Source organism: Enterococcus italicus DSM 15952, from assembly GCF_000185365.1.
Taxonomy (GTDB): domain Bacteria; phylum Bacillota; class Bacilli; order Lactobacillales; family Enterococcaceae; genus Enterococcus_G; species Enterococcus_G italicus.
Window position 1 is genome coordinate 228,584 of the sequence record NZ_GL622241.1, and the last position, 12,659, is coordinate 241,242.

Annotated in this window: 13 protein-coding genes and 1 pseudogene; 2 read left to right on the forward strand and 12 right to left on the reverse strand. The window is 39.4% G+C overall.

From position 1 onward, the window contains the following. Window positions 1–835, forward strand: an 835-nt coding sequence (locus HMPREF9088_RS01115) for a LysM peptidoglycan-binding domain-containing protein (protein ID WP_169309443.1), incomplete at its 5' end; no start/stop codon positions are given. 326 nt (window positions 836–1,161) lie between these two features. Here HMPREF9088_RS01115 and HMPREF9088_RS01120 read toward each other — a convergent pair. From HMPREF9088_RS01120 to HMPREF9088_RS01135, 4 genes and pseudogenes are all read right to left on the reverse strand, one after another. Beyond that, on the reverse strand, window positions 1,162–2,088 hold the full coding sequence (locus HMPREF9088_RS01120; protein ID WP_007207254.1) for a metal ABC transporter substrate-binding protein: 927 nt from the start codon (window positions 2,086–2,088) through the stop codon (window positions 1,162–1,164). Beyond that, window positions 2,085–2,921, reverse strand: a complete 837-nt coding sequence (locus HMPREF9088_RS01125) for a metal ABC transporter permease (RefSeq protein ID WP_007207255.1) — start codon at window positions 2,919–2,921, stop codon at window positions 2,085–2,087. Before HMPREF9088_RS01125 ends, HMPREF9088_RS01120 begins: the two co-directional genes overlap by 4 nt. Further along, window positions 2,918–3,643 carry a metal ABC transporter ATP-binding protein gene (locus HMPREF9088_RS01130; protein WP_040366018.1) on the reverse strand — a complete coding sequence of 242 codons (726 nt, stop codon included), beginning with the start codon at window positions 3,641–3,643 and terminating at the stop codon, window positions 2,918–2,920. The genes HMPREF9088_RS01125 and HMPREF9088_RS01130 overlap by 4 nt, the downstream gene beginning before the upstream one ends. Window positions 3,644–3,778: 135 nt before the next feature. Then, window positions 3,779–3,961 (reverse strand): annotated as a pseudogene (locus tag HMPREF9088_RS01135) (UDP-N-acetylglucosamine 2-epimerase); the annotation flags it as partial. Between the two features lie 263 nt (window positions 3,962–4,224). Between HMPREF9088_RS01135 and HMPREF9088_RS01140 the strand changes: the two are divergent. Further along, entirely contained in the window at window positions 4,225–5,073 is an 849-nt protein-coding gene (locus tag HMPREF9088_RS01140) for a MurR/RpiR family transcriptional regulator (RefSeq protein ID WP_040366019.1), read from the forward strand. A 93-nt stretch (window positions 5,074–5,166) separates the two neighbouring features. Here HMPREF9088_RS01140 and HMPREF9088_RS01145 read toward each other — a convergent pair whose 3' ends face one another. From HMPREF9088_RS01145 to galU, 8 genes are all read right to left on the reverse strand, one after another. Next, on the reverse strand, window positions 5,167–7,116 hold the full coding sequence (locus HMPREF9088_RS01145) for a glucose PTS transporter subunit IIA (RefSeq protein WP_007207259.1): 1,950 nt from the start codon (window positions 7,114–7,116) through the stop codon (window positions 5,167–5,169). Between the two features lie 17 nt (window positions 7,117–7,133). Further along, a complete protein-coding gene (gene murQ, locus HMPREF9088_RS01150; RefSeq protein ID WP_007207260.1) occupies window positions 7,134–8,033 on the reverse strand; it encodes an N-acetylmuramic acid 6-phosphate etherase in 900 nt (299 codons plus the stop codon). Continuing rightward, entirely contained in the window at window positions 8,030–9,094 is a 1,065-nt protein-coding gene (locus HMPREF9088_RS01155) for a DUF871 domain-containing protein (protein WP_007207261.1), read from the reverse strand. Before HMPREF9088_RS01155 ends, murQ begins: the two co-directional genes overlap by 4 nt. Window positions 9,095–9,297: 203 nt before the next feature. Further along, on the reverse strand, window positions 9,298–9,891 hold the full coding sequence (locus HMPREF9088_RS01160; protein ID WP_040366020.1) for a VanZ family protein: 594 nt from the start codon (window positions 9,889–9,891) through the stop codon (window positions 9,298–9,300). 253 nt (window positions 9,892–10,144) lie between these two features. After that, the gene (locus HMPREF9088_RS01165; RefSeq protein ID WP_007207263.1) at window positions 10,145–10,417 is read right to left on the reverse strand and encodes a GNAT family N-acetyltransferase; all 273 of its coding nucleotides are present in this window, start codon (window positions 10,415–10,417) and stop codon (window positions 10,145–10,147) included. An 80-nt stretch (window positions 10,418–10,497) separates the two neighbouring features. Beyond that, window positions 10,498–10,851 carry a hypothetical protein gene (locus HMPREF9088_RS01170; protein ID WP_040366022.1) on the reverse strand — a complete coding sequence of 118 codons (354 nt, stop codon included), beginning with the start codon at window positions 10,849–10,851 and terminating at the stop codon, window positions 10,498–10,500. Window positions 10,852–10,880: 29 nt separating this feature from the next. Then, complete coding sequence (locus HMPREF9088_RS01175; RefSeq protein ID WP_007207265.1) at window positions 10,881–11,537, reverse strand: hypothetical protein; 657 nt, start codon at window positions 11,535–11,537, stop codon at window positions 10,881–10,883. 101 nt (window positions 11,538–11,638) lie between these two features. Beyond that, window positions 11,639–12,514 (reverse strand): UTP--glucose-1-phosphate uridylyltransferase GalU, encoded by an 876-nt coding sequence (gene galU / locus HMPREF9088_RS01180; RefSeq protein ID WP_007207266.1) that lies wholly within the window; start codon window positions 12,512–12,514, stop codon window positions 11,639–11,641. Window positions 12,515–12,659: the final 145 nt, after the last annotated feature.

Below are 12,659 nucleotides of genomic sequence, written 5' to 3' on the forward strand. Positions count from 1 at the left end.
GCTATCTAAGATTGCGAGTCAGTTAGGGACAACTGTTGCGAACATTCAATCGTTAAATAACTTGAGCAATGTGAATGTCCTTTATGTGAATCAAACATTAAAAGTATCTGGGACTGCGTCAACTGCTACCACATCAACGAGCACCACAACGACAGGTACGGCTACTTCGACAACAACGAAAACGAGCACAACCGCTGCAACATCGACTGCTGCTGCAAAAATAACGACCTCAACAAATGGTCAAACCGTCTATACAGTTCAGTCAGGTGACACGATTGCCAAAATTGCAAACTCGTTTGGCGTATCTGTTTCACAATTGACACAATGGAATAGCTTAACAAATAGCAATGTCATCTATGTCAATCAAAAATTAGTTGTTGCAAGTACTTCAGCTGCTACGACAACAAGCGCAGCAAAAACGATCACTGCCACTGCAAGTAGTACGAATACAACCGCTTCGAACACAACAGCAAAAAGTTCAAGTTCGACAGCAACGACTTCAGCAGATAGCACGTTAAATGCTCTAAATGCTTTACGCGCCTCAAAAGGCCTAAATCCAGTAAGTTGGGACACAAGCTTAGCCGCTGCCGCAACGCAACGTGCCCAACAAATTCTAGCAAGCAATTATACGATTCCAAATAACCACTGGAGTACAGCCGGTGAAGTCTTAGCCTTTTACTATAGCGCTGGAACAGATGTCATTAATGCTTGGTACACTGAGCGTAATATGATTAGCGCTACTGGTACTGGTCACCGTGATTGGGAATTGGATCCATCTACGACCAAAGTTGGTTTTGGTTATGCTGGCCAAGTCATCGTCGGTCGCTCAAATTAACTCATTCTGTCATTCCGTCCGATAGGCTCGCCTATCGGATTTTTTTGTATACAATAGGTTATGACAAGCGCGGTTAGCTCTAAGCAATAAGTTCAGAAATTTCGAAAATTGCTCCTCAAATTTTTGAGAATTTTTGACTGATTGACGAGAGAGCTGCGTTTGGCATACCGTTTATCAAGGTTATGACAAGCGCGGTTAGCTCTAAGCAATAAACCAGAAAGCATTTCTCAACCTTTTGGATTTTCTGGCTTTGTTTAGTACCTCCTTTTGTCTCACGGTTTTCTTCGGATTGAGCTACACAAAACTATTAGGCTCTTTTTTCACCATTATCGCATCAAACCTTCTGCAATTTTTTTAAGATTCCATTCCATCATTGCATAATAACTGTCGCCTTCTTCTCCTTTTTTCGCAATCGAATCCGTAAATAATTCAGCATAGATTGGTAAGTCGGTATCTCTAGCTACTGTATGCATTGGACGTGCATTGACACTGCTTTCGACAAATAATACAGGTACCTCGCTTTGGCGTAGCATTCGAATTAAGGCAATCAGTTGACCAGGTGTACCTTCTTCTTCCGTATTGATTTCCCAGATTGAGGCAGAAGGAACGCCGTATGCTTTTGAAAAATAGTTGAAGCTCCCTTCGCTGGTGACGATGAGTTTTTTTGACTCAGGAATGCTTGCAAACATCGACTTCGCCTGTTCATCTAATTCTTGTAACTTAGCAACATAAGTATCAAGCCTTTGTTGGTAGTAATCCTCATTGACTGCATCCTTATTCTGTAACTGCCTGGCAATAACTTGTGCGTAATTGATGCCATTCTCTAAATTTAACCAAGCATGCGGGTCTTCTTTTCCTTCTATCTTTTCGCCAGATAAATAAATCACATCAATGCCGTCACTGGCCGCAAAATAATCTTGATCTTTTACTTTATTGGCATTCGTCATTAATTTGGTAAACCAGCCGTTGCCACCAGTCTCTAAGTTGATCCCATTGTAAAAAATGACATCTGCTTTGGCCACTTTTTTCACATCATCTGCGAGCGGCTCGTATTCATGCGGGTCCTTGCCGATAGGAACCATGCTATGTAGCGCAATTTTGTCTCCACCTATCGTTGCAGTGATGTCGGCCAAGATTGAATTCGTGACGACTACTTGTAGCTTATCAGCTGACTCTTCACTTTGCTTTTGCGTACAGCCACTAATGACTAGCAAGAAAAAGACACCGATGATTCGCAGCCAATTTTTTCTCATCCTTGGACACTCCTTTTCCGCTGACGTTGCTTAGGTGAAATAAAAAAACTAATGACAAAAAAGGCAGCAGCTGTTAACACAATACTCGATCCGGCTGCGACATTAAAGCTATAGCCGATAAATAGCCCAATGACAGAAGAACAAGCTCCGATTGTCGCCGATAGAACTAGCATGACTTTTAAGCTAGTCGCATACAAATATGCCGTGGCAGCAGGCGTGATGAGCATTGCCACAATCAATATCGTACCGACACTTTGCAACGCCGTCACGGATACTAACGTGAGTAGAACCATCAGTAAATAATGGAAAAACGACACATTGATCCCCATCGCCTGCGCCATCACTGGATCAAAAGAGGTAAGCAATAATTCTTTAAAAAAGAGCACCACGAATGCTAACACAATAGCCGAGACAGTGATTGTCACCCACTTGTCGCTATCTTGAACAGCCAAAATATTACCAAATAAAATGTGGAACAAATCAGTCGAGCTATTCGCTACCCCAATCAAGATGACACCGAGTGCTAAAAAAGAACTAAACGTGATGCCAATCGCTGTGTCACCTTTGATGATACTATTCCCCTTAATATAGGTAATCATGATGGATGCGATGACCCCAAAGACTATCGCACCGACAAAAAAATTGATTCCAAATATATATGAAAGGGCCACTCCTGGTAAGACTGCATGCGAAATGGCATCTCCCATTAACGACATACCTCGCAAAATAATAAAACAACCGACCACACCTGAGACGACCCCGATGACAATCGCTGTAATGAGCGCATTTTGCAAGAAGTGAAATTCTAGTAAGCCTTGAAAAAAATTAGTCATACATCCTCTCCTCCAATCATTACCATTTCGCCATATGCCCGTCTAAGATTAGCGGTCGTAAAGGTCTCTGCCGTTGGACCGAATGCGACGATTTTTTTATTCATCAGTAAGACATGGTCAAAATAATCAGGTACTTTACTTAAATCATGATGGACAATCAAAATAATTTTCCCTTGCTGCTTTAGCTCATGGAGTAAATCCATAATAATTTTCTCACTGACTGAGTCAATGCCGACAAATGGTTCATCTAAAAAAATGTACTCTGCATGCTGTACGAGACAGCGCGCAATGAGCACGCGCTGAAACTGTCCACCTGACAATTCACTGATTTGCCGCTTAGCAAACTCTGCCAACCCGACCTTTACCAATGCTTCATCGACTTGCTGCCAATGCTTTTTTTTGACTTTACGAAATAGACCGACTTCATTATATGTACCTAATGAGGCACACTCTCTCACAGTAATCGGGAAGGTCGCATCGATTTGGCTTTTTTGTTCCACGTATGCCACATGCTTCCGCCCTTTTTTCGCTTCTTCTCCAGCAATCGCGACTGTCCCTTTGGAAGGTAACAGTGATAAGGTAGCTTTCAATAGTGTGGACTTGCCCGCACCATTCGGACCAATAATTCCCATAATCATCGGCTCAGCGATTGTTAATGATACGTTTTCAATAGCTGTAGATTGCGCATCATATGCGACGGATAGATTAGTTACTTGAATCAATTTCTTCACTCCTAACTGATAAATATTCTCAATTGAGTATTTTTAGGATAACCTAAAAATACTTTCAGGTCAATAAAAAAAGAGAAACTCATTCCTACTTTGAGTTTCTCTCTTTATTTGATTGGATAGTTACTCATCTAAGTCCTCGTAAGGTACAATCTGAAACAAAGACAATACTTGATCCAGCATCTCGTGATGCTGCGCTGTGACTACTACTTGCGCCTCAAAGCGCTCATCTTCTTCCAATACTTTGATAATTGGTGCCATTTTAATTGCCTCAGGACGTGTGCCAAATATTAACATTACTTTCTTCTTCATCGCTATAACCCCTTTCTACTGGCATTTCTAAATGAGAAGTTACATATTCAAAGTTAGTGTGACACAAATTTTTGACAACCTACAATAACTATTATTTTCGTTTGATTCTCTTTATAAAAGGTTACATGATTGATTCATCTGTCACTTATTGACTTATACTTATCCTTATAGTGCTTTAGGCTGATTTGTGTTATAACTATAAGAACAAGAAAACGTTTATATGACAAATGAACTTATGAAAATAATAGATGAGGAGAATAGCCATGAGTGTCCTTTTACGTATGAATAGCTTCAAACATTCTTTTTCTCCAGGTGAGTTAAAGATCTTTCAATACGTCGAAAAAAATCCAGAACAAGCCTCTCACATGACTGCAAAACAATTGGCACAAGCAGCTAACGTCAGCGCACCGTCCGTTGTTCGTTTTACAAAGAAAATTGGCTACACAAGTCTGACGGATTTTAAAATCCAACTCTCTTCTGAATTACAATCGAGTAAGGAGGTTCCTAGTAGCTATGCAGATGTCCAGCCTAATGAATCCTTCCAATCAATTAAAGAAAAAATTACCACTAATGCTCAAATCAGCTTAACTGAGACGGCCTCGATTTTAAATGAAGATGCCTTCGAAAAGGCAATTGCACTATTAAAGCAGGCTCCTGCTATTTTGACATTTGGAGTAGGGGCTTCGGCTCTGACCGCTCAAGATATTGTGCACAAATGGTCTCGTATCGGTCAATTTGTCTTTCATGAACGAGACATTCATTTGTTTTTACCGCAAGTGATTAACGCACCAGCTCATAGCTTACTCTGGCTTATTTCAAATTCAGGAAAAACGCCCGAATTGCTTTATCTAGCTGAGATTGCTCAAAAAAGACAGCTACCTATTCTCACCTTGACCCAACTGGGAAATAATCCCTTGCATGAGCTAGCCACTGTCGGCCTACAAACAGCCCGTCCCATGGAAGCCGAAAATAGAAGCGCTGCTACCAATTCTATTTTGTCCCAGTTTTTGACAGTAGATACTTTATTTTATTTATATATCAGTCAAAATCAGCAATACACCAAGCAAATCAGCGAAAGCAAACAGACAATGGAAGACTACAAAAACCATTAAAAAGGGGAGTATGACGAACTATCGTCATACTCCCCTTTTTAATGAATACGTTGTAGTTCACAAGCCGATTTATCCGCTTGTGAACTACAGTTATTACAAACTAATTTTCAATAATTCTTCGTTTGGCGATACTTCTTTTGAATGAAATGAACTAATTGTTTTTATTGATTCCATATTGGTTACAATCACTAGCATTTCATTTGCCTTATTTGCTTCTTTAAGAGCTGTCAAATTAACAGTAGCGACCAATGTCTCAGGCGTCACCTTGTCGCCTTCCTTCACTTGAATCGTAAATGGTTCACCATTAAGTTTTACAGTATCAACACCCATATGAAGCATTACCTCTACGCCTTTGTCAGATAGAAATCCAATCGCATGTTTCGTTGGGAAGATCGATGCAACTGTACCAAATACAGGGGCATAAATGTCACCTGATGCCGCTACGATAAAGTAGCCGTCGCCCATCATTTTTTGTGAGAATACTGGATCAATCGACTCAGTTAAATCCTTTGCTTGACCGGTTGTAACAGCATATAACGATTCTTCAGCATTCGTCTTTAGTGGTGTCGCAGGTACAGGGCTTTCAGATGCAGCTGCATTTGTATTTTGAATCGCAGCTAGTCGATCTTTAGGAATACCAAAGAAATAGGTAAAGATAAATCCTCCTAGATAAGCAGCAAGTAGCCCTAGGACATAGCCCCACCATTTGTGATTAGCAATTAGAAAAATTAACGGTAAGCCAGAAGGTCCGATTGCAATCGCTCCAACACCACCAATTAACCCAATAACCGCACCGCCAATTCCACCACCAATACAAGCAGTAATAAATGGTTTTCCTAAAGGCAACGTTACCCCGTATATTAACGGCTCACCAATACCCAATATCCCAACCGGTAAAGCACCTTTAATCATATCGCTTAATTCTCTATCCTTGCGCAGACGAACCCATAAAGCAATGGCAGCACCGACTTGTCCGCCACCAGCCATCGCTAGGATAGGTAATAATAGCGTACTTCCTGTTTCCGTAATCATTTGTACATGAATTGGCGTTAATATTTGGTGCAATCCAAGCATGACCATTGGCAAGAATAGTGCTCCTAAAACAAAGCCAGAAAATGCCCCGCCGACATTTAATACCCAGTTAATACCACCGACCATATTATCAGAAATAAATCCTGCTAATGGCATAATAAAGTAGATTTCCGCTAATCCAATAAGCAATATACTGATCGTCGGTGTCACAATAATATCAATCGAATCCGGCACCACGTGATGAAGTCGTTTTTCAAGCTGGGCCAAAAGCCATACAGCGAAGATAACACCTAAAATTCCACCTTGGTTAGCTGACAATGCTTCGCCCGTAAACAAATTCTTGATGGGCTGATCTGGATTCATACCTGTCAGTAGTATGACAGCTCCAATAATTCCGCCCACTGTTGGCGTAGCTCCAAACACTTGAGCAGCATTTACACCTGTATAGATTGCTAAATATGAAAACATCCCATTTTTGATAATACTTAAAACCATTATTAACTGATTCCAAGTATCACCATCTAAGTAACCAGCCGTCACCATATTGGTCATTACTGCCACAACGCCAGCAATTAACCCTGACCCAACAAAGGCTGGAATCATTGGAACAAAGATATTCGAAATATCCTTTAAGAATCGTTTCATTGGTGTTGATTTTTGTTTTGCTTTTTGGGCAGCTTTATTTTGTGCAGCTAAAGCTTCGACTTTTTCTTTACCATGCTGCTCATGAACAGGTATCGTTTCTCCTAAATTCACACCAGCCATCGACACCATCTCTTGGGCAACTTTGTTGACCTTTCCTGGTCCGACAATCACTTGCAATTGCTCATCATCTACGACACCTAAAACCCCAGGAATCGCTTTTAGCTTCTCTTTGTTTACTTTGGTATCATCACGTACCGACATGCGGACACGTGTCATACAGTGGACCACACTTTCTACATTGTCCATACCACCTGCACCATCAAAAATCTCTGCCGCAATCTTTTTTATATCTGTCTTTTCAGTCATTTTATTTCCTCCTAACTTTAGTTGGTTTTTCGTATAAAGCCATCTGCTGTCTGCAGTTTTTCAAGTGCTTTTTTTCTACTGGAACCAGTCAAAATCATAACAATGGCTACTTTTACATTATGATCAGCTCTTTCGTAGAATTCTTCGGCTATCTCGTATGATGCTTCAGTGGCTGACATAATGATGCGCTTCGCTCTCTCTACAAGTTTTTGGTTCGTTGGTTGAACATCTACCATCAAATTCCCATATACCTTACCAATACCAATCATACTAATCGTTGAAATCATATTCAAAATCAATTTTTGAGCGGTTCCTGCCTTTAGTCTTGTCGACCCTGTCAAAAACTCTGGACCACAATCAACTTCAATCGCCAACTGCGCTTCTTTTGAAATCAATGCTTCCTTATTACAAGATAAAGAACAAGTTACTGCCCCCACGTCTTGCGCATACCGCAACCCACCAATCACATATGGCGTACGGCCACTAGCCGCAATGCCAATTACAACATCATTTTTGGTCAATTGAATTTGTCGTAACTCTTCCTCTGCTAAATCCAATGAATCTTCTGCACCTTCCACAGCTGTCAACATCGCTTTTTGCCCGCCAGCGATAAGTCCTACAACCATGGTTGGTTCGACACCAAAAGTCGGCACACATTCCGCTGCATCAAGTACCCCTAGTCGTCCACTAGTTCCTGCACCTATATAAATCAACCGACCACCTTTACGAAATGCTTCAATCACTTTCTCGATTACTTTTTCAATTGATGGTAACTCTTCTCCTACTGCTTTAGCTACTTGCGCATCTTCTTCATTCATTAGTCGACACGCTTCACGAATAGATAATTCATCTAAATGCAAAGTCTGAGGATTTTGACGTTCAGTCGTCAAATTTTCAATAGATACTTTTTGACTCATTGTTTCACTTCCTCTTCTATAAGTTCAAATTCTATATTAGCACCAATAAAAGGTAGTAATGATAAATCTTTTTGCACAATATTTCCTATAACATTGACACGAGAATCCATTGGTAAATCAACCTTGCATAATTGTAGTTCTCCCATGTATCTGCCATAAAAATAATTATCAATTGTAATACTACCTAGTTTTCTTTCAAGAGATTGCAATGGGAGCACACGATTCGTCACACGGCCCCGAGCTTCTCTACTACGAACCACATCCCGGGCTACATCTGGTCGATTATGATGAACGTTTAAAACAATATCTCGATATATTTCCTTGATATTTTCACAAAATACAAGAAGTCGCTTGTTTTTCACCCAAGCTTGAAATTGACTTTGGCTTCTCTTAGATAAGGACGGGTCTCCTATATAGACAAAATCTACCCCAAGTTGTTGCAAATCTAATACAGCTGCTAATGGTAATCGATGACGATGTTCCTCTAATGTCGGTAAACCTACTTTCAAAGGGCCTCTTTTCTCATCATCACCGGAAATAAATGCTTGAACTTTTAAGCCGTTATCTTTAAGCCATTGGTTTTTTCGTACAAACCATTCACGCTCTAGTCCGGTTTCGGGTCGTGGATAATAGTTATGCCATGCTGAAAGATTAGAGAAATTTGCGGCAAACTCATGTAGCTGCTTGATTTCTTCTTCAGTAATTGTACTCGCATTCAACCCTATTTGAAGTTGGTGGGAAAATTCAGCAACCATTTCCATAGAGAAGCCGTCATCCATCCGCAAGCCAGTAATTCCCATTGCCAACAAATCCATGATTGGATTCTTATTAAAACCAGCTTTTGCTAAGGCTCCTGATGAAACGTCAACCATCAAAGTGAAGTGATATTTACGAGCAAGTACGCCTAGATCAGCCAATCTTTGCCGATATTTTGAAGCATCCTCTTCTGGAATATGTAAAGATGTAAAAATACCGGAAAATCCTACTTCTCTCATACTACTTAAGTACGAATCACAAAATTGGTCTACATCATCATTTAGATAAAAAGAAAATCCATACAATGAATTAACAACTCCTTTCTCTATTTGGTATACATTAAATCTTATACCTATACTATAGCACCACCTATTTCCGTAAACAACAAAATTTCACTAACAAAATTACAAAAGAGAAACGAAATTTCATTATTTCTTCGTTTATTTTGTAATCGCTTCTATTAAATGGGTGATTTTCCAACAAAAAAAGCTTTCCTAGAGCAAAAACTCTAAGAAAGCTTATTTTTTGTTTTTGGTAGCGTAAAGATTCTCCACACAAATAAATACCCAATCGTACAGCCGATAAAATTAAGGAGAATGTCACTAATGGCAAATGTCCCGACATAAAAAACATATTGAATGGTTTCAATTCCTAAAATCGTCAGTAAAGATAAGACGATAAATTCCCACGGCTTGGCCTTCATTCCATAAAGCCCTCCTAATGGCAAAAAGTAAATGACATTTAAGAATGCTTCCATTAAAATTCGCTTGTTCCATATTAGAAAGTCAAACGGATCAAAAGAATACGAATGGTAACGTTGTGCCTTAGCAAAGAGAACAATAAATAATAAAAATAAGTACACCGTATAAACCAAATATACATAGATTGTCGAAAACTTTCCGTATTGCCATTGGAGAAAGAAAAACCAAATACTAAAGAACAAAAAGACCATTAATGTTACTTCCGTATAGGCAAATCGTTCAATCATCCGAGCCAAGCGCGAATAGTTCATTAGCGTAGGTAAAGCTAAATAGTGAATCAATCCCACCGCTATTATAAGTGAGAAGAGAAAAAAGAAGAGCTGCTTGATCAATTGTTTCATATAGATCACCTTCATTAAGAGTATATTTATTCTACCTTACACTAATCGCCGTGCGAAGAACAACCTTCACGTTTTACCTATTCTTAAAAAAGGTCGTGAAAAAAGCGCTTAGATCCGAGCAATACGCTCGGAAATCCCTAAAATTGTTCCTCAAAATTTTGGGGACTTTTCGACGTATTGACGAGAGATCTGCTTTTGAACACCGTTTAGTCACGTTTAAGGGAGTGTGACTTTCTGTCACACTCCCCTCTACTTATTTTTTCCAAACATCCTCGTAATCAGGTGTACGTTCAAATTCTTTTTTGGCGTAGGAACAAACTGGAATAATTTTTTTATCATTGCGGCGCGCATAGGCAACTACTTCTGCGACTAATTTCCCTGCTAATCCTTGACCTCGATAAGTGCCATCGACACCCGTATGCTCAACGATCAATCCGTCTCCACCATCTGTACTCCAAGTGATTTCGCCAATTTCTTTGCCTTCATCCAAAAGGACAATGCGACTCGTTTCTTCTTTAAATTCCATGTAAATTCCCTCCTTTTAAGTAATAAAAACGACTAACTATCAAAATAATAATAAATCAAAGATCCATTTTTGTCCGCTATTTATTCTCGCTCTTCAAGAGTGAAATTTTCGCTCAATTCTTGAATAATTGGTTGCCAGGATCGTACATAGTGGTATGCCTTTTTTTGAATCCCGTTTTTTGAATGACTATCACTAGGCAAGTGATTTAATTGTTTCAATAATTGCAGGCGACTTTTTAAATCATCCTCATCTAACTTGCTAAATTTCTGAAACAAAGCTGCTTGCTTTTCTAGCGATGGCGTATAGGCCAAATCCATTAAACTCTGACGTAAAAATTGATCCAACGTAGGATTTTCTTCATAATTAAATGAATTGCGCTTTAATAAAATATGCCACCAGGACAAATGACTTGGCTGAATAGCTAGCTCTAGCAATGGCTTTACTCGAGTTTGACTGTTATTTGTTAGTAGAATGCGCTGTGGAAGTAGACAATTTGAGGTAAGGATTCCAAGTTCTTCACTCGTTGCCACTGATCAATCGTTACTACAACGGCAATATAAGCGTGTAAGGTAGCTAATTCATTGATACATTTCCACCAGACAACTTGATCTGGTAGCGACAAATGATCAAAATCATCAAGGAGGATAACATACTTATTCATAGGATTGGTGCCACCAGCTTGCGCTGAATACGTACTCACCCATTCATCAAGATTGGTATGGTTCATTCCAGAGTTCACCAATTGATTATCCTCCAAAAGAGCCTTCCCCATAGTAAGTCCTTGGATACTAGCCGCAAGTATTGCGCTCACATCTTTTTTACTACTTATTTCATCTAACTCACTGAATGAAACAATCGCCGAAAATGCAAGGTCTGGAGCAAGTATTAGACCAATCTTTCGAATCGAAGCCAAAAATGAACTTCTCCCCGAACCTGTCTTTCCTTCAATGGATAAGATCGTCGGACAATCATTTACTTCTTTTTTCCCAAAACGTTTTAACCAACTTTTACATGCGTATGCTTGCTGACTATAGATATCTTTTGACTCCAAATTCGTTTGAAGTATCTGGCCATATGGCTGTTCACATATTGACCAATCGACAGCAATATCTCCAAACAATTTCCCCCTAACAAACCTCCTCCATTTTAATTATATTAGTTATTTATTCCCTAAAAAAATTATACTAAAAAAACAACTGCCTGCAAAGAGGCAGCTGTTCCTTAATCCAGTGTTTTGGCCAGGTTTTGCAGATACGCTTTTAAGCCATTTTTGGTATCTGGATGGCGCAAACCAAATTCGATATTGGCCTCTAACATCCCCAATTTGTCACCCACATCATAACGTTTGCCTTTAAACTCATGAGCGAACACCCGTTGAATTTTGTTTAGCTGATCGATTGCATCAGTTAATTGGATTTCTCCACCAGCGCCAGGTTGTTGATTTTCTAAGATTTCAAAAATTTCTGGCCGTAACAAATAGCGACCGATAATTGCTAAATCACTAGGCGCTTGGGCAGGTTTTGGCTTCTCTACAAAGCGTTTTACACTATATAGACCGTTACGGACTTCAGCTTCAGGATCGATAATGCCGTATTTGCCAGTTTCTTTATGCGGTACTTTCATAACTGCTAAAGTCGAGGCCGTTGTTTGATCATAGCTATCTATTAATTGCTTGGTTAAAGGGACTTTGTCTTCCATAATATCATCGCCTAACATAACGACAAAAGGTTCATCACCTACAAAGGCTTTGGCTTGCAAGACCGCATGTCCTAGTCCCAGCGGATGTTTTTGACGAATAAAATGCAAATTAATTCCGGTCGTTTCTTCTACTACCTTTAATAACTCAGTTTTGCCTTTTGATGCTAAGTTTTGTTCCAATTCGAAATTTGAATCAAAGTGGTCTTCGATTGGTCGTTTGCCCTTTCCTGTGACAATCAAAATATCTTCAATACCAGATGCTAATGCTTCTTCTACAATAAATTGAATCGTTGGCTTGTCCACAATGGGCAACATTTCTTTCGCAATTGCTTTGGTTGCAGGCAAAAATCGAGTTCCTAAGCCTGCCGCAGGAATCACTGCTTTTCTTACGACTGTCATATACTCTCTCCTCTATTAAAAAGTTATTTTAAATAACAAAACAAACGTTACACATATAGATTATACCATGATTTTTGGATTAATGAATCATTTTTTCTTATTAAAAAACCAATTATTGCACTTTTTACTAATTTATTGTATAATT